Origin of the sequence: Vibrio sinus, from assembly GCF_023634645.1 — a bacterium.
GTDB lineage: Bacteria > Pseudomonadota > Gammaproteobacteria > Enterobacterales > Vibrionaceae > Vibrio > Vibrio sinus.
The window spans coordinates 1-18,398 of the sequence record NZ_JAMKMR010000028.1 but is presented as its reverse complement, the minus strand read 5'-3'; the positions used below and the strand labels follow the sequence as shown (position 1 = coordinate 18,398).

Sequence of the window (18,398 nt, the reverse complement as noted above, 5' to 3'; positions counted from 1 at the left end):
TCTAGCCTGCACGCAATGCGTGTCCTACAACTGTTGAAAGGATTCGACCGTTGCGTGATACGTCCCCTCCTCCATTTCAATTCCGATGAATTGTCGATTAAGCTTCAAACAAGCTTTACCTGTAGATCCTGAGCCCATAAATGCATCAAGCACGACCGACCCCTCTCTGCTACTCACACTAATAATATGCTCGAGCAAATCGGCAGGTTTCTCGCAGGGATGTTTACCCGGATAATATTGAACTGGAGAAAAGGTCCATACGTCGGTGTATGGAACATCACTGGTCACAGAGAACGGACGCCGCAAGTTTTCATACTCTGCTTTCAATTCATCGTAATTACGACACAGAGATTGATAGTTTTTATTTAACGTTTCGTACTCTAGAGTTAACTCTTCATGAGAGCGATCAAGCTGGCCTGCATGCTCTTTAAATAATGCCTGCAGCTTTTTGTATTGTTCTTCGTTTGGCAATTTCCATTGACTTGCGCTAAACCAATGCGAGCACATTTGTGTGCCTGTCGCGATGTTAATTTCTTTAGCTGATATCCCAAGGGACTTTCTTGCTTGTCTGAAATAGTTAATCAGAGGTTCAAACACTTCCCTCTTCAGCTCTGCACATTTTGTCGCATATCCAGCAACACCCTTAGCATGACCTTCAGAACCATAGTGTTCAGCAAATAAAATTCTTTCAGTAGAAGGAAAAAAAGAACGCAAGTCAGTCTTGCGCATTCTTCGCCAAGGGCCACTTGGTTTAGCCCAAATAATATGGTTAAGAATGTTAAAGCGCTGGCGCATAAGCAGTTCAGTATCTGCAGAAAGCTTATGACCACAAAATAGATATATAGAACCGGATGGCTTTAATACTCGCCAAAGTTCCAATAACACCTCATCAAGCCACGCTAAGAAGGACTCAGCATCTGGCCACTGATTATCCCAAGCATTTTTCTTAACTTGAAAATAAGGTGGATCGGTCACTATAAGATCAACACTATTCTCTGGTAGTGTTTTTAAATAAGTTAGGCAGTCTGCATTCGCTAAATGAACTTGCCCATTAAAAAGTAAGTGCCTCAAAGTGCCTCCTATTGGCACTCTAGGTACTCTATTTTTTTACCAGTTTTTTGCAACGAGTACATTTCACCTCAACCGAACCGCGAAATCGGCACAGCAATTTATTGCATACTGGACAACGTAATTCTTTTAGTAATGTCATAAGTTTCACTTTCGTGTAAACTCCACATCGCTCTGCAGAGCTGTGTGGGCCTTGGTTTGGCTTATGACTAGCGTGATAGGTCAAATGGCTGTGACGTGTTCCAGCACTTCACAGTCGCCCATTCAATTGCCGAGAATAGGAGCTTCCTCTTCACTTAACGGTTTCTAAGTTAAGCAAGTCTCTGGTACTCGTGGCTGCCTCTATGTATAAAAAAACCCCACCATTGGCGAGGTTCTAGGTAAAGCTAATATACAAATTATCTATTCATAACGTAAATCCATTATTTAATGAATGAAAATATCGCATGATAGGTTTTTTATATACCACCCTCCCCCCTTTTTCAAGCTATATATTGTGTTTTTGTTTTTATTTGACACAATATGTAGTGTTTATGTGATCTAGTATAGACTCGCCTTTATCTGAGGTAATGTATCGACCATCATCTATTTTTATCATGCAACCAACACTAACAAGTTGTTCCAATACAAAACCTACATGGTAAAAGCTTGCTTCTGACTGGCTTGTATTCTCCGTCAGCAATTCATCTACTGTTCGCGGCCCAAAGGCACCACTCTCTAAGATATTTTTAACTAGGGCGTCTTGACCCATTTTAATGCTAAACATGACTTTCTCCCGGCTATGTTGAAGTCATGAACGACACTAGTTTGTACGAAATACGAAGGCCAGTCTTATTTCTATTTACTAGCGAACAGTGTGATTCTGAAGGCAGGTTCCTATAACAAGAAATAAAAAAGGTCACCCAATGGCAACCCTTTATTTTTTCCAACTCATTTCTAGTTTTCGGTGCTTAGTGGCGCAATCTCGCAAGTAAAGGTTTATAAGGCTTTGATACGGGATATCCGACTCTTCTGCCATTTCCTTAAAATAGCTAATTACATCCTCGCTAAGCCGAATAGTCACGGGTTTCTTCAACTTACTTGCATAAGGATTTTTCCGAGACTTCATTGTTGAAAAATCATATTCATCTTTCATATTAATGCCCCCTTCGGTAGTGTTTCGCTTCGTTCTTAGTTGCTTTTCTGGATGATATTATCCTTATAGTATTGCCATCATCTCTCTCACAGTGACAAACAATTAAAACATTAAGGTTATTACTCATACCAAGCATCAAGAACCTATCTTCAATATCGTTGGAGTGGCTATCATCAAAAAATTGAAGAGCATATTCGTCATAAAATACAGACGATGCTTCCTCAAAGGATATGCCATGCTTCTTGATATTTGTCTCAGCTTTCGCCGGGTCCCAATCAAACTTTATCATATGTACATTGTATTTACATTTCGCTGTATTTTCAAGCTACTCCCTGATTACTTAGAAAGTGGGTAAGACATTGGCCTATCGTCATCCAACGCCAAGAAAATTCCGTTGCAATCGAATATTCCTACACAGTAATGATCTAGCCTAAGATCTATTCCTTTAGTAAACAAAGAATTACTTTCAGGGAAATACGTAATTATTCCTTTAATCTTTACAAATTGAACTGGCAATAAAGACTCTCGTTCAAAGTTTCTTACTCCCAGATATGGCAATCGAATAGGGGGGCCGTATTTTGATAGAACCTCTACTGTGGCACCACATATAGCCTTATGATTTTCTAAAACACCGTGCTCATCCATCACTACCGAGCCATAGTGGTACCTTATTCTAATTTTCGACATCACTATAGATATACTGTTTTTATATACAGTAATGTTAATAGCAAAAAATAACCTTAGCAATATTTATCATGCACGATTATTCTTCACCATTTTCACATTCATAAAAACCAACAGGCTCATTAGGCTCTTCTGTCCGCCAGTGTGGTACCCACTTATCAAGCCAAGATTGTGCTTGTTCCTGTGTCATTCCATTGTTTTGCATAACATAAGCTTGAAGTTCGCTAGCATCAGAAGGAAACATGATTACACCTGGTGGCAATAGAGGAAGGAGGTGACCATCAGGTCAGCTAAATTGAAACCTGACTAGCAAGTTTAGGTTCTAGCTCTGGGAAGCCTCCAAGAGCTAGATATAGTTGATCTAAGAAGCTCTCTAACTCCCCAGAAATTAAGCAAAAGTCTGCATCCAACTTTGCTACTTCATCTTCTCGTGGAATATCATCATTTTGATAACGCAGGTCATCAGAGAATTTAAGCCCTTTAATGGCTCCGTCATCAGAGAAGTTAAATACAATTCTGTTCTGCCAATCCATTTGTGCCGAGCACACAGCCATATTGTTCTCAATACAAGTTTGAACCTCATCAGAACTGAGGTCGTAGTATTTAAACGTGGCACAATCTCCAGCTTCAGCTAAAGACTTCAATTTGAGGTTGTCTCCAAGATGAAACCCCAAAGGTAAGTCGCAATGTTTCACCCATTGTGTGAGTGCAATTTCGATAGGCATTTCAGGTATGGCTGGCACTACTGGTAAACTACCGATACTTTTACGTAATAAAGCTAGAATGCTTTCTGCAGTTTTGGCAGATGAACAATCAACGATCAATAACTGATTTTTTGTATTGATAAACACATTAATTTCAGAAAATCTCGAGAAAGCTTTTGGCAAAAAGTCAGAAACTATGCTGTCTTTTATTGCGTCTTTCTCTCGTTTTTTTAGTGGTCTTCCTTCTTCGCCTTCACGCTTTTCAATACGATCCGAAAGCTCCCGGTTAACGACTGAAGCAGGCATCATTTTCTCTTCTTTTTTTGCGGTAATAAGAAGGTTTCTACCAACAACATGCACAAGCTTTTCACCGAATTTACCAAGTGGGCGAGTCCATCCAACTTTTTGCTGATCGAGCTCGCTACAAGGTCTATATTGAAATTCTTGAAGCTGCGCTTCGAGCTTTTCTAAATCAAAAACAAACTCTCGACTAAATCGGTACACCATACAATTTTTAGGAAACATAACTTTATCTCTTAATGTTGAGTATTTTTAAATTCGACTCTTACGCCACACACTGATGGGACCGCAGTCGCATTCGGAAAACCCTTTTTTGTCCAAAGTTCGTTTTGGCAGCGATAGCCCTGCTTCTCCAAAAAAGTCTCTGCTTGAAAAAAGGATTCAAAAGTAAAGTTTTCGTTGCTATTGAATATTTGCATCACCTAAATTCCTATGCTGCTTCTTGCTGTTTTGTCATGCTTTTTGTTTGAGCTTGGTAGTACTTAATCCATTGAAAATATGTGTGCTCATCACCGTGCCTATTTGTTGTTGCCCACATTGCGATAGCAGCATTTCTGTTATTGAATGGCCCCTCGAAATAGTTGCAATTGGGACACATGAGAATGAACTCTTTACTTTTTCGGTTATATCGCCATTCCGGGAGCCAAGTGTTCTCTAGCGCCAGTTTGAAATACTGATTGCACAAGCAAGTCGGCATTTCTGGTGGTAGTTTTTCTGCTGCGTCCGCATTCATACACATGATCAAGTCCCTCCTGATCGAAGCTATCTATAATGGCAAGTAAACGCTTCCAACGTTTAGCCCAGCGTTTCTCCCATTCCGACTGCGTTTTTCCGCTGTATTCGGCAATTCGAGACTGAGAAAGCAATCTGCTCTTATTCCCTTCAATCTCAGAACGCTTCTGTGTGCATGCTAAGTGGGCCAAGTGTTCAATGAGTTTTCTTGTCTTGCCAGCTAATCGAGTGGTTTCCATTTGATAAAATGAATCAAGAATAAAAGTAACAAGTGCTTTCGTGGGTACTTGAGCACCTTCGCTATAACAGTATTTCAACCAATCACTGACATGCTCTTGTGTAGAGTGGACATCGCGGAGCATTTTGGCGTGTTTAAATGCTTGCTGACAAAGTGGCATAGGAGACTGTTTAAACTGTTTGCATGCCAACGTTCGGACCACTTCAGCTTTTACTTTAGTGATGCAGTCTCCGGTTTCATTGGTCACTTCTCGATAAGAGCTTCGCGAATAATTTGAATTGCTGTAGCCATTATTCTCAAATCCATCCAACTGACCTCGTGTACGAGGTACTACAAGCAATGCGTGGCGAAGTTCTTCTCTCATACCTTCTTTATTGTATTTATTGCGCATTTTCTTACCTCTACAATTTAAAAAATGGACTCTGAGACATTGCCCTGTATGCCGCAGGTTCAATACCTGTACCTTGATAAACTCTACCTATTTCGGCAATTGCAGCAGCTGCTACTTCAAGTAATTCATTAGCGTATTGTTGTACTTCTACCGAGTTATCTTTACTGCTATACACTCCGTCCATTGCTGGTTTAGACGTCATAAGTACATCACTGAACTCTTTAGAAAGCTCAGAGAGTTTGGCTTGAACCTCTTTATTTTCTTGATAGGGCGGCTTAGCTGGTGCTATCGGGATGTAATATGACCCTAGAAAGCCACATATCTCGATCATCGCTTTCTGCTTATATTCTTGAGGTAACGATGACACAATCGGAAAGGCCCAATCAGCACGTATGGTTGTCTCCCCTGTCAATATCCTCTCGATTGATTTGCATTTGCTGCTTAACCAACGCTGGTAGCCAGTTGTATCGTCTGGTTCCTTAACTAACTGACGAGAAATCAACTTAGGAATCAAAAGCTCTTTTACAAAGGTATCGCGCTTTGTATAAGAGCTTTCCAAGTACGCATCAACATGGTGAATAACAACATCTGACAAAGTTGTGTCGCATTCTCGACATATCATTTGTGCTCTCCCTGTTTTACTCTTTTCTTTGTAAAGTCACTTTTGATCTCACCATCAGTAATGACTTCAATTTGATATTGACGAAGTTCAGGAACTTCATCTCCCCAATTACTAATGGCCTGTTTCGTCGTATTGAGAACCTTGGCCACGTCAGCCTTCTTTCCGAAGAACTCGATAACTTCAATCGTTTTCATATGGCCAGTGTATGAGTAAAAAATAAAAAAGTAAACCTAGGTTTAGTTGATTTTTGAACTAAGGTTTAGTTTTCAATCTGGGTTGGATTTTTGAAAAAATAGTAAACTTGGGTTTACTTTGCTGCTAATATATAAGTTATGAACAAGATGGGTGACCGCATTAAAATGCGAAGGGAAGAGCTTAAGCTCTCCAAAACTGAACTAGCTCAAGCGGCTGAATGCTCGATTACTATGGTCTCTAAGTGGGAAAAAGGGATGACTATGGGAATTGAGTTCGCGGCAAGGCTATGTGAAAAGTTAGATGTATCATTGAATTGGCTGTACTACGGTATAGGCGATTCTTCGTCTAATTGTGTTACGACCAAAATACCAATAGTTGGTAACACTCAAGCTGGGCCAGATAAAGAGTGGTTCAATTTAGATTACCCATCTGGCTTTGGTGATAGCTATATAGACTTTCCCGCAGAAGGCAGGAATGTTTATGCCCTAAAAGTTGTTGGTGACAGCATGTCGCCGCGAATTTTAGAAGGCGAAGCTGTCATTGTCGATCCTGAATCAGAGCCAGCAACAGGTGAAGAAGTGATTGTTCGCCTGCAAGACGGTGATGTTATGGTAAAAACTCTCGCTGCAATGAGAGATGGACAGATATTTCTTGATAGCTTTAATAATGGCTATTCAAGGATGACTTTCCCATTAAGTGATGTGGCTACCATTCATCCTGTGATAGGTGTGGCAAGATCGAGCAAAATAAAAACCATTTAAAAGTAAACCTAGGTTTATAGGTTGTCAAACTATGTTTAGATCAGCTATTATTGTGGCAAAGGTAGTTGATCAGAGGCATAGTTTTAGGAATGAAATCAAATAGAGATAGCTATGTAACTGATTTTAAACGGAAATTAACAAACAACAGATACAAAAAAAGCCCAGCTGTGGCGGCAAAGGGCTTTTTTAGCGTCTTCTGGTTAGAATGTGGATAAAAACCAAAAAAACTTCAAGATTTGGTTCTAATTCTAACTGGCTATTCGCGTATGCGCAATAAAAAAAGTCTATTTTTTAGATTTTTTTCTGTGCTTATCTGTCAGAAATGGCTAAATAAGAATGAGAACAAACTATATAGAATTGACTCTTTTAGAGGTTGAAGAAGCTCTTAGCTACATCAGCCCCAACCTTCCTTACATAGATTGGTCCAAAATTGGACGCGCCTTATATACTGAGTTTGGCGATGAAGCCAGAAGCGTATTTGAAGAATGGTCAGCGACTGGTGATTCATACCACAAGCGCGAGTTTAACAGTTGGTGGAAAAACTTTAGAAGAACCAAGCGCACTAGCTTTGGATCTTTTATTTATGAAGCCATGCAAGCTGGCTGGACTCCCAAAAAAGACGAACGCACTGAAGAAGAAAAAAGGGAAGCTGCTGCCGAGTACAAAAAACGTAGACAAGTAGCAGAGGAAAAACGAAGAAATTCCGAGGAAAAACAGTGGGCCGAGCTAAAGAAAGAAGAAAAGCTTTTTAATAGTTGGCCGAAACAGTTCGCCCCAACACAGTATATGCTGAAAAAGCAAATGGCCGATATAGGCAAGTTTGCTGACGTTCGTCTTGGAAGAGACCGATATAATAACCCTTGCCTAATCTGGCCTACCTACGAAAAACTCTTCAATCAAGGTCGTTTTTGTGGCTTTGAACATATCTTAGATAAGCATTTTAAAGTTGGTAAGAAATCCATTAATAAAGTATCGAGCGATAATGCACGTACTGACTTGGGTTTTTATACCTTTGGAAAACTTTGGGACTGCGGTCCCAAGCGTGTTTTTGTCGTGGGAGGTTTTGCTGATGCCTATTCTGCGCATGTTGCTACTAGTGAAGTAGTTATAACACCTATCGGTGAAGGTAATATTCCTAACTTAATCAACAGATTAAAATTAGAATATCCTGATATTCAATTTATTTGTTCACCAGACAATGACAAGACTGGCTTAGAAATGGTCAATCGATCTGGTGGCCATTGGTCCCTACCTGCACATGACGGGTACGACTGGAGTGATACTTATATCAATCAAGGCGTGGCCGCTGTCGCTGAACAACTACTAAATATACAAGGCTTTGAAACCATTGAGTCTAGTTCTCGATACCTTCAAACTGAAATTAGGAATGGGCTAAACCTTCTAGCTTCTGGTATGGGAACGGGAAAATCAACCACTGTTAAAAACTTCATAAAGAAAAATAAGCATATGAAAACCCTAATCATTTCTCATAGGGTAGCACTAGCTAAATCGCTAAAATCTGATTTATCCGAAGACAATAATGGACAAGTAACCGTTCATGGTGATGAAGTTTATGTTGAGTTTTACCAGGACTTGATTTTAAAAGACACAGCAGATGGAGTGGATGCAAATATAGCCCTTCGAAACGCTGATATCCTTGTGTGCTCTGTTGATTCTTTATGGCGATTAGGCGGCTCGAGCTGGGATGTGGTTTTCGTCGATGAATTTGAGCAAAGCTTAGGGCAGTACTATGCAAAGACAATTCAGTTTGGAGAGAATTGTTTAAACTACCTCAACTTCGTATTAAAAAACAGCCAAACACAGATCTTAGCTGACGCCCACTTAGGCGACTTTACTTTTGATTTCTGCAATTACATTGGTCTGCATTCTGGTGTTTACGTAAAAAACTCTTTTCAAGTAGCTCAAGGCAAAAAGCTGTTTGTCTACGAGTCTAAAGACCACTTAATGGAAGAAGTAATGCAGCAAGTATTGGCTAAAGGTAAACGTTATATTTATGCCAATTCGAAAGAACAAGTGAAAACGATAGCAACAGCTATTGAGCAAGAACGAGAACGTAAGCACTATGATGGCACTGTTTTAGTCGTTCATGCTGATGTCGCTAAAACTGATGAAGAAGTCATAAAAGCATTAGAAGATATCAATACTATCGTGCCCGAGTTAGATATTTTGATCGCTTCACCAACTCTAGGTACCGGGTTTGACATAAAGTCTAATGCTCATCAATTCGATAAAACCATAGGCTTCTTATCCTCCAATGTTGGTACTTCTGAGGAAGGCCACCAGGGACTAAATCGAGCTAGAGATGTTAATGAATTTCATGTGTACCTTGACCCAACAGAGCGTAGTGAGCCAACCGACCCGACCTATATCCAAAATAAGTTGATAGAAGAAAAATCGGCAGAAACAATGAAAATTCTATCAATTGATCCAGATACTGGTGAGTTTACGTCTAAAAACCCTCTTTACGAATGGTTGTATTGCAAGGTAAAGGCAAAGCAAAACCTTTCTAGAAACCGATACAAAGCACGTTTCTTGGAACTAGCTGAACAAGATGGTTATGAAATTATTCCTGTTCTAAAAAATGAGTTAACAGCAAAATTCGGGGCTACTGTTCGCGAAGAAGCGAAAGAAAGAAACAGCCGCATTACTCTGCGTGAAATAGAACAGGCGCCTGTTCATATCGGAGAAAATTTTCAAACGATGATGAGGAACGGCGAAGACTTTACTGCCGTAGAAATAACCAAGTCAAAAGTGAATTACGAGCTTCACCTAGATGCGGCTGATGATGAACAGTTGGCTAATCTTTTGCCCTTAGCTAAGGAAGTTTACGACGAATTTTCTATCGATGGTCCAAACGCACACCTTAATCAATGTGATGCGGCAATGACTTTACCAAGGTCGAACAGAGATTCAGTTTTGACCGCTTTAACTTACAAGCAAACCAAAAAACGCTTTGTTGATGCTATCAAGAAGCTTTCGTGGGTAAATGTCAACGAACACACGGCTAAAACGCTTGATATGAAAGACGTACAACACGCTGAAAGCAGAGTGAGTTGGCGTCACCTTGCGATTCAGCGTGCCCACATGATTAAGCTGTTACAAGTTGCAGGTATCAACGAAGAGCTGAATTGCAATGGTAAACAATGGTCTGGTGAGCAGCTTAATAGCGACTTAGCCACTTGGTTGAAGAAAAAGAAAACTCAAGACCGCCTCTATAAATATTCCAACATAACCGTTACTGCTAACACTCTTCAAAACCCAGTTCAATGGCTAAATAATCACCTTCGTTCGTTCGGTGTACCAATAGTGAAAACAAAAAAACGAGTTAACGGTAAAGCAATCAATGTTTATTCCGTCAATTCCGAAGAGTGGGAGTCTGTAAAAATTCTAGTCAACCTACGAACCCAAGGTATCGAAGAAAGCCTACAAGAAGTAGAGATGCTCGACATCGAGGTTATTACCAAGCAAGTTTCGACCTTCATTGAAGAACTGAAAGCGAAGCCATTTAAATCGGGCTATCAAGTGCGATACGAAAAACTAGATAAGCAATGTGCTCTTGCTGGCCTCATTGATCTACGTGATGAGCTTGCACAAGTATTTTTACCATTAGCAAGTGATAACAAGGATCTAGAGCTTACCCAATATGATCCACCTTCACCATTAGTTATTAGTAAAAAAGTGGGGCAAGGTGGATCATTTGATATCCCGAATACGATCAGTGATAACGATGCTTTAACCTATTTTGAGGGGAGGGAGGAAGAGCCCACCTTTAAGTTCCCAGAAAACACAACCAACACGCTCAGTAGCGAACAACGCAGTGTTGTTGATGAGATAGCTCGCATTGCTGTAGATAAACATAAGCTGCCAGCCATAAAAGTTATTAAGCTTATGGTTGAGTATGGTTTGGAGAGCTTCACGCATAGTGTAGAGGCATGGGCTGGCTCAATTAGGCAGGCTATAGAGGAAGGGGCTTAAGATTAATTTATGTTTCAGCTACAGCTAGTCAGGTGCGGTGTTAAAGATTAGGATTATCTATGGAATTAGATGATATACAAAAAAAATTTGCTGAAGAAGTTAAGTATGTTGATGATTTATCACAAATTGTGTTGAAGGGGCATTTGGTTTTAGAAAGTATAATGGACAATGCTATAGAGCTTTATTTTATTAACCCTGAACACCTTTTGAATGCTAGGTTTAAATTCAGTCAAAAAATAGAATTATGCAGGGGAATGTCATTACGTGAAAGCCAAAATAACATGTGGAACCTTATCAAAAAAATCAATGTGTTACGTAATTCCCTATCGCATTCTTTAGATGGTAATCGTAGAGAAAGAGCTGTTCAATCTTTGATGGGTATATATGATCAAGAATTTCCATCTGATTCCCGTAAAGTTAAAGATATGTCTGAGGACTCAGCCCTATGTTTAGCTGCTATTACGGGATCATTGGGATTCTTACATAGCTTCGCATCTGACATGAAAAAATTTAAGTCATTGATAATAGATAATATTGTTTAATAGAACTCTACGATTAAGGGGTTGTTATGGACAAACATTTATTAGAAAAGTTAAAAGATAATCAGAAAACAAGAGGCGATATAGGTGCTTTTAAAAACCATGATGATTTTCTTCCTTGGGTGGATGAAGTAATACCACTTTTAGTTTTCGATGAAAAACTTCAGAATCAGTTTATCCATTGGTCTGAGCATGTAAAAACGAATTATCGTATGGGATATGATCACAGAGATGCACTAGGTGAAGCGATTGGAGTAGTTAATCAAGCGATTTCAACATTGGAGATTAAGAGTCATCAGGATACAAAATCTAGTGAAAATAAACATCTAATCTCGGAAGTTAAGTACCCAGAAAAAGTAACGCTGGTTTGGTTATTTAAACATGTACCTATAACTTTGTGGGGTTCTTTTCTTGTACTATTATTTACGGCATTTGGGTTTGGTCTGTATATAGCTAATACTGGATTTTATGCATTGTTAGTGGAAACAGTTAAGTCGTAATACCTCAATAGACTTGTCCATTGGTACTTGTTGAAGTTCCTAACAATAAGAGTCTGAAGTGGAAGTTCCTTGGACTCTGCAGCTAAACTTCTAATATCCATTGTGCAACATCGTATATAAAGCTACCTACCCAACCTGTAGTTAAAGCTAACAAAGAACCACGATGTACTAACATACTATTTTTTTTATTTTGGTATTCCACTAGGGGGCATACCCATCTTAAATAATGGAATAATACTCTGAATAAAAACAGTGTAATTACAAAGCTATATAAATATAGAGCCCCTGATAAGTAAATGTTATTACTCCCGAATGATACTTCTATGGGAACAGAAAATTTACTACAAACCCAAAATGCCAAAGGGAAGCCAAGAATCCACACTAAAACATCGTATACACTATGGTTATGAACTATTGATAACTTTGAAGCTCTTTTGTCGATAAATGACTTAAGCTCACTAAATACACCATTTACCCATGTTGAATCATAGCCTTGAACTTCAATCATCGACTCGTTTGGAGTTTCCGTGTTTGGCATAAAAGAAAAATCAAAAATTTTTGGTTTACTAAAGTCTAAAAAGACTTTAAAAGAGTTGTGTGGATGGTAGTTATGATTAACTCTTAGTGTTAGGTCACTTTCAATGTATAGTGACTTTACACTTTCAGGAAAATTGGGAGAATTAAATACTTCTTCTATAGTTCCCCAGTGTTGGTCACCATCAGCACCAGCAATAGTCACTTTTAATTTGAAAGAGCTTTTTAATGTTGCTTTGTTCTCTTCATACACTTCTTCTGTCTGATTTTCATTCTTAAGAAAAAGCCTAGCTTCTATTTCTGCTGCAGAATTAGCCCTTTGTTGTAAAATATCACAAAATTGTTTTAATTCGTCTTTGTCTAAAGATAATGAAGTAACGGTCATCTTTTGATGAACTTTAACTTGTGTTTGATTATCGATACTCATAATTTATATCTATTGTAATTACTATTTTTGGTTTAAATTTAGTATAGAAGCTTAGGCACAATGTTGACTATGATTGACTCATAAAATCAATCATTTAACTATATTTCCACATTAAACACACCTTATTCACTGATTGTGTTAATAAAATAATTTATACTAGCAATTTCAAATTGTTAATAAGGATGTTGCTGTGTTGAATCGTTCTGTATTTCTGATTGTGTGTGCTTTCGGCTTATCAGGCTGCGGTGATAATGTAAACGTTCCTAACCAGTATCAAGGCAAGTCAGTAGTGTACAGCGATGAGGACTATTCTATTTATGATAAGAATGGCCTTATGGCTATGAATGTCAAAGCATATGTTGGCGGTAGCCTATCTCCAGAACAGCGCGTGGCTACCGTAATGGAACTGGCTAGAAAAAACCAAGCTACTACAAAGGCCAGAATGGTTTTCGCGACTCTGTATGATTCATCGATGAAAAAAGCCGGAGATCTAGCCAGTGCGACATTGTTTGTCGATAAATGTGGTATCGATGAAAAGAGCTGTGATGGTATTCAGTGGAAAGTCTCGTTCTCTGATAACTCACCATCCGATATGGATCGGAAAATTTACAAGCTTTGGTGGGGTAATCGGCATAATTACCAAAAGTCAGGTAGTACCGATGAAACTGCTCTCAAACAAGCGATAGCTAAGAACCTTTCTATTACGCCAAGACAAGTCAGCTTATTCACCTATGATAGTTGGAAAAATAAAGAGTCATTTAAGTAGGTGTGGTTGTTTGTAGCACAGCTTACCTGTTATTGCCCGCAATCATAAACACCCATGCGCGCAATCATCGGGCTTTTCGTGCCCAGATTAAATGCAACTATAAAAATGAGTGTGCCCACAATAAATGATTTTATCGCCGGGCATGCCCACTTTATCTGACTCTATCCAGCCATTATGCCCAGAATAAATGATTCTATCGGCGTAGGTAGGACCAGAACCGTAACTTAGCCCAACGATAGCTTCCATCAGGCGCGATGATAGAGCAAGCCGCGGTTAATGAGGAGCACCGTGATTAAGAGGCTACGGCAACCTATACTTTCAAATGTTATAGGGCTTGAATATTTTGGGTAGTCATATGGGTTATAGAACTACATCATTGTGGAATGATCTAAACGAACTTCGATGTTTAGAAGCATTTAAAATGCTAGAAAGTGAGGGGTTTCCTCGGGGTAAACAGAGTGATTATGCTAGAGAAATATCAAGAAAGTCAGGTTTAAGCGTTGGAAATGTCAGTGCAAAAATATGTAACTATAAGTCTGTCGCTGGCATCAATAATGACTCCCATGCCTCCTCAAATACAAAAGAGTTTTTCGCCAAGTATCATCGACATACTGCTAAAGACATCACTAACTTGATTAAGTCACTAGAGTAAAGAACTGTGAAAAAAATAAGTGACTCTATTAGGGATTTGAAGAAAACCTAGTAACAGCAGTTTTTTTGTATGATTTCGAGCAAAAATATCAGCCGTTTTCTTCGAATAATTCTGTCACTTTAATTGATCGTTTTCGTTATAGGGGTTTGAAGTCCAGCGGTACGAAAACGTACGTTAAGCCCTAAAGTAACCTATTAGTCACCCTGTGAGCGATTAAGCTGGCTGCCCTGCGTTTTCTTTCTCTTTTGCCTGTTCATCCAGCTCAACATTGTACATTTCGAGAGCGATTATTATTAGAAACACTGTCCCTGCATTCACAGACCCAAGACTGCCTTTTTTCTCATACAGGTATCGCCAGTCAACGAAAGCGTTAGCGATGGTCTTGATAGCTTCTTTTATTTGTTCAGGGCTTTTATCTGCATCATTCTGCTTTCGAAGCTGTTTGTAGACCTTGTTGATCTGATACTGGTCTTTATTGTGAAGTTGTTTGTATAGCACGCTAAGGCTGTGGGTTTCTTTATACTCTTTCTTCCTTAGTTCGTAGATTCTTTTGATATATACTTCACACGCAAAAGTAGCATTAACGATAAAGGCTGGAGCGAACTCAGGCTTGATAGGGTGTTTATCGAGGTGAGATTTATGAAGCCCCCGACAAGTCATGTTGAATGCTCGGGCTTGCATAAGCATCTTTTGAACTTTGCTTTGTTGTGGCACTCCTAACTTGTCGTATAGCTTGTCTGCAAGTAATGCGTTTTGATGGTCATCACCTGTGTTATTTATATAGCCTACAACTTGTCCGTTCAGATGAACGGGGAGGATCGCTTTCATTTTTATGGTTCGCCTCTTGTAAAAAACCGCCATTATCTACCACTATCTTCGATAGCGAAAGGCTCACGATGTTTTGATGACTGGCGGGCCGCCAATTCGTAGGGTTTTTGGGTGACCTGTAGGTCTCCGATTCTTAGCGGGGTTCGAAAACTTAATACCCCTTATAGTCGCAAATAATGTGGTCATAACGGACGGATAGAGTCAGATAAAGTGGGCATTAATATTTATAGTGTCAGTTATTGTGGGCATACTCATTTTTATAGTTGCATTTAATCTGGGCACGAAAAGCCCGATGATTGCGCGCATAGCCGTTTATGATTGCGGGCACGTACACTTACCAGACGCGATTATAGCGAGTATTTCAGGCTTGCATTAATCGCGAATGGTTGATCTTATAGCTACTTAGTCAAACCTTATAACCGGCTTATAATGCTATCTAAGGTAGCTTCAATATCCCGGCATATTCCTTGTTCACTAAGCATTTTCATTGCTTGTTCATTCAGCCCTTGCGAAGTTGAAGCACTTTGAATCAACTCGTTGAAGTCAACCTCGGTTTGCCTTGCTAAATGTGTAACTGAGCTCGTTAGATCGTTTAAATAGTTTCTTGCAACCTTTGGTTCAATATCGTTTTTTACTAGCCAGTTCTGTAGGGTGTTTTGAACAGCATAGTGACTGGCAATTAGAGAAGTAATAGCCGCTAAAGGTCTAAAAGCATTTTCATCTTTACAAGGAAACAGTTCGCCCATCCCTGCTAAGAATGGTTTTATCATAGCATCACAAGGGTAGTAAGCTAGAGGTCCATCGCAGTGAGAAATAGAAGGCAAAGGGAATGCTTTATATACAGGTACAGTGTCCCCAATGAGTTTCTGGCACTCTGTATGGGGCAAGGTAGCTATGCAGCTAATGACTGAGGTTTCTTTGCTGAATGTTAGCTTTTGTATTTCGTGAGTGGCCACTGAAGGTGGTAGTGTGAGAAAAACCCAATCACATTCATCCGCTACTGCTTGATTATCTTTAGCAACTCTAACGTGTTTATACCTACGTGATAAAAGTTGGCTGTTTGTTTTATTTCTAGGCGATAAGACAATTTCATCTGCCTTATTTGTTTTGATCAACCCACCGACAATAGCTGTAGCCAGTTTGCCAACGCCTATTATTCCGATTTTCATTTATTCACCGATTGAAGATTATGAGTAATTTCTTACCATGTAGTTGTTTGTAGTCGTAAAAGTAGAGCGACTAAAATTATTGCTTTAGATCTTTGTACATGCGGATACTAGCATCCCGGCTCGCTGTTTTACTTGTGGTCCATGCTTCACACATCGCTTGTCCTTTTAAAACAATTCTGGAATACCACATATCTTTTTCTTTTGTAACGATAGGTTTAGGTGGAGTTTCAGGTAAGCTTTGTTTGAATAGCCAGATTTCCCAAGCTTTTTTACCAGCTTCTTTCATGTCACCAGCTTTATCGATTGTTTCTGCATATTCGATATTATTTACAGTGAAGCTTACGTCCCAACTACCGTCAGCTTTTTGGTGTGGCGGTTTAAACTTCGGCTTTAAGGCTTCAACTTCAGTTGACTCTAATTTTCTTTCAGTTTTCTTCTCAGGTTTAGTCGTAGAGGTTTTGGTTTGATTGGCTTTTACTTGCGCGGCTTTATTTTCCAAAATAGCATCAATAGACCAGTCAAGTTTTAGAGCATCTTCCATAATGGCCATGTATTCTTTGACCATTTTGTAGTTCCTACCTTTTCGTAGGTCGACTGCTTTGAAAGTACGCCAAGGTTCTTCTTCAAGTTGTTGAATAACGAATTCGTGCAGTTCTCTTCTTGCTTTTGTCCCTGAAACCCATCCATTTTCAGACATCTTCTTCACAGCTTCTAATCTGCGTTTGTCTGAATCAACCTCAACAGCTTCCCATTCGCCACCAGCATTATCTACTTTAAATTGCATGTAGTGCTTTTGAGCGTCTAAATTTTCGTGGCCAAGTAGCTCCTGGTAAAACATGTTTTCATCTTTGTTTTTCCATCTTTTATCTGCCTTGAAATACAGCTCAAAGACTATTTTTGCGTATATAGCACGAGTATCTCTATACACCCAAGTGGATTTCGTTTCACCCGATGTTATCGGCATATTGCTCATCAGATCGGTCATGAACTTATTTAGAGGCCCAGCCGTTCTGTTGTTTACTAATTCATTTAAGGTGTAAAACCTATCAGTCTCTAAGTTTTGCAACCCTACTATATTGGGAAATAAACGCAGGCGTTTGAATGCATCTAGAAGTACGTCAGCATCGGTTAAACAGTAGATTTCGAAAGAGTCATTTTCTATTCCTTCTCTTTTTTTTGCTTGGCCAGAGAACATTAGACGGTGCTTATCTATTTTCTCGAACTCTCCTTGCATTAACACTTCAATAGCTCGTCTGCCTGTAGCTAATGCGATACCAATAGCAATCGCTTCCCAGCTATGCGAGGAGGATGGGCCGAGCAAAATATGAAGAACTTGCATTGTTTTTTGGTAATCAATGCTGATAGTGCTTTCTTTTTTACTCATTAGCGCATGAGTTTTCTCGCTTTCTTGATTGCGTTTGGTGAACTCATCTTTGCGCAAATGGCGCATAATTTCATGGTCTATTTTTAGTTTGTCTAGATCTGCGTAGAACGCTTCTACACAACTAAATAGGTGATGAATTTTTTCGAGAGCAGCTTTTCTATCGGTGGTTTTGACAGTCTTTAGCGCCATAACTTCAACTTCCCAATCAGGAAAGGTTTTTGCTATGTTATTGACTACTGTTGCGTAGTTATTTACGGCTGGGTTTATCTTATCTATCTGTTTTTCAAGGCGAATAGTATCTTTCAGCTTATCTCGAACCTTTTTCCAAGCAACACGAGTTTCTGCTCCGGTTTTGCCTTCCATTGTTGATAATAAATATGCACAGGTAGGGTGTTTTTTCTTTAGTAACTCTAAAGATTTATCATAGTTATGATGCTTAACACCTGTTGCAGATATTTGGTTTCTAATACGAGTGAGCGCGCGTGAAGCGCCATCTAAGCTTAAGGCGTTTTGGCTTTTCTGCTTTCGCTTACCATAGATGGCATTGATTGTTTTTGAAGCTAAGCGTCTATGTTTTGTAGTTTTTGCACTTTGAGATAAAGCACTGGTATCTATCTCGTACATTTCCGCTAATAACTCTTTGATAATTCTATCTAAATCTATTTTTCCCGTGCGTTTTTCGATTATATCATCCGATTTATAACTTTTAGGATCAGCTATTCTTGGATTAACTTTATCATCACTCATACTGTCACCAATCATCAAGGTTACAT

At 39.3% G+C, this 18,398-nt stretch carries 19 protein-coding genes; 6 read left to right on the top strand and 13 right to left on the bottom strand.

The features are described 5' to 3' along the window. Positions 1–24 precede the first annotated feature (24 nt). The 9 genes from M9194_RS19665 to M9194_RS19630 form a co-directional block, all read right to left on the bottom strand. Complete coding sequence (locus M9194_RS19665) at positions 25–1,071, bottom strand: DNA-methyltransferase (protein WP_250614406.1); 1,047 nt, start codon at positions 1,069–1,071, stop codon at positions 25–27. A gap of 505 nt (positions 1,072–1,576) precedes the next feature. Further along, the gene (locus M9194_RS19660) at positions 1,577–1,834 is read right to left on the bottom strand and encodes a hypothetical protein (protein WP_250614405.1); all 258 of its coding nucleotides are present in this window, start codon (positions 1,832–1,834) and stop codon (positions 1,577–1,579) included. Positions 1,835–1,984: 150 nt separating this feature from the next. Then, positions 1,985–2,203, bottom strand: a complete 219-nt coding sequence (locus M9194_RS19655) for a BrnA antitoxin family protein (RefSeq protein ID WP_250614404.1) — start codon at positions 2,201–2,203, stop codon at positions 1,985–1,987. A 1-nt stretch (position 2,204) separates the two neighbouring features. After that, positions 2,205–2,492: a BrnT family toxin gene (locus tag M9194_RS21855; protein ID WP_431769432.1), complete on the bottom strand. Its 288-nt coding sequence runs from the start codon at positions 2,490–2,492 to the stop codon at positions 2,205–2,207. 474 nt (positions 2,493–2,966) lie between these two features. Beyond that, the gene (locus M9194_RS19650; protein WP_250614403.1) at positions 2,967–3,131 is read right to left on the bottom strand and encodes a hypothetical protein; all 165 of its coding nucleotides are present in this window, start codon (positions 3,129–3,131) and stop codon (positions 2,967–2,969) included. Positions 3,132–3,177: 46 nt separating this feature from the next. Then, complete coding sequence (gene rdgC / locus M9194_RS19645) at positions 3,178–4,116, bottom strand: recombination-associated protein RdgC (protein WP_250614402.1); 939 nt, start codon at positions 4,114–4,116, stop codon at positions 3,178–3,180. Between the two features lie 398 nt (positions 4,117–4,514). Further along, on the bottom strand, positions 4,515–5,252 hold the full coding sequence (locus M9194_RS19640) for a bacteriophage antitermination protein Q (RefSeq protein ID WP_250614401.1): 738 nt from the start codon (positions 5,250–5,252) through the stop codon (positions 4,515–4,517). A 10-nt stretch (positions 5,253–5,262) separates the two neighbouring features. Next, on the bottom strand, positions 5,263–5,874 hold the full coding sequence (locus M9194_RS19635) for a hypothetical protein (protein ID WP_250614400.1): 612 nt from the start codon (positions 5,872–5,874) through the stop codon (positions 5,263–5,265). Continuing rightward, positions 5,871–6,068: a Cro/CI family transcriptional regulator gene (locus tag M9194_RS19630; protein WP_250614399.1), complete on the bottom strand. Its 198-nt coding sequence runs from the start codon at positions 6,066–6,068 to the stop codon at positions 5,871–5,873. Before M9194_RS19630 ends, M9194_RS19635 begins: the two co-directional genes overlap by 4 nt. A gap of 147 nt (positions 6,069–6,215) precedes the next feature. Between M9194_RS19630 and M9194_RS19625 the strand changes: the two genes are divergently transcribed. The 4 genes from M9194_RS19625 (at position 6,216) to M9194_RS19610 (ending at position 11,865) form a co-directional block, all read left to right on the top strand. Beyond that, the gene (locus M9194_RS19625; RefSeq protein WP_250614398.1) at positions 6,216–6,830 is read left to right on the top strand and encodes a helix-turn-helix domain-containing protein; all 615 of its coding nucleotides are present in this window, start codon (positions 6,216–6,218) and stop codon (positions 6,828–6,830) included. A gap of 336 nt (positions 6,831–7,166) precedes the next feature. Then, on the top strand, positions 7,167–10,826 hold the full coding sequence (locus M9194_RS19620; protein WP_250614397.1) for a plasmid replication protein, CyRepA1 family: 3,660 nt from the start codon (positions 7,167–7,169) through the stop codon (positions 10,824–10,826). Positions 10,827–10,885: 59 nt separating this feature from the next. After that, complete coding sequence (locus tag M9194_RS19615; protein WP_250614396.1) at positions 10,886–11,368, top strand: hypothetical protein; 483 nt, start codon at positions 10,886–10,888, stop codon at positions 11,366–11,368. 26 nt (positions 11,369–11,394) lie between these two features. After that, a complete protein-coding gene (locus M9194_RS19610; protein ID WP_250614395.1) occupies positions 11,395–11,865 on the top strand; it encodes a hypothetical protein in 471 nt (156 codons plus the stop codon). Between the two features lie 82 nt (positions 11,866–11,947). Here M9194_RS19610 and M9194_RS19605 read toward each other — a convergent pair whose 3' ends face one another. Then, on the bottom strand, positions 11,948–12,826 hold the full coding sequence (locus M9194_RS19605) for a hypothetical protein (RefSeq protein ID WP_250614394.1): 879 nt from the start codon (positions 12,824–12,826) through the stop codon (positions 11,948–11,950). Positions 12,827–13,016: 190 nt separating this feature from the next. Between M9194_RS19605 and M9194_RS19600 the strand changes: the two genes are divergently transcribed. Further along, positions 13,017–13,592, top strand: coding sequence for a DUF4875 domain-containing protein (locus M9194_RS19600; RefSeq protein ID WP_250614393.1), 576 nt, complete (start codon positions 13,017–13,019; stop codon positions 13,590–13,592). A 355-nt stretch (positions 13,593–13,947) separates the two neighbouring features. Beyond that, positions 13,948–14,244, top strand: a complete 297-nt coding sequence (locus M9194_RS19595; protein WP_250614392.1) for a hypothetical protein — start codon at positions 13,948–13,950, stop codon at positions 14,242–14,244. A gap of 213 nt (positions 14,245–14,457) precedes the next feature. Here the strand turns inward: M9194_RS19595 and M9194_RS19590 are convergent, their stop codons facing one another. The 3 genes from M9194_RS19590 to M9194_RS19580 form a co-directional block, all read right to left on the bottom strand. Further along, positions 14,458–15,072 (bottom strand): hypothetical protein, encoded by a 615-nt coding sequence (locus M9194_RS19590; protein WP_250614391.1) that lies wholly within the window; start codon positions 15,070–15,072, stop codon positions 14,458–14,460. 413 nt (positions 15,073–15,485) lie between these two features. Further along, positions 15,486–16,241 (bottom strand): NAD(P)-binding domain-containing protein, encoded by a 756-nt coding sequence (locus M9194_RS19585; RefSeq protein ID WP_250614390.1) that lies wholly within the window; start codon positions 16,239–16,241, stop codon positions 15,486–15,488. Between the two features lie 76 nt (positions 16,242–16,317). Continuing rightward, positions 16,318–18,398: protelomerase family protein (locus tag M9194_RS19580; protein ID WP_250614389.1), on the bottom strand; the 2,081-nt coding region annotated here is incomplete at its 5' end.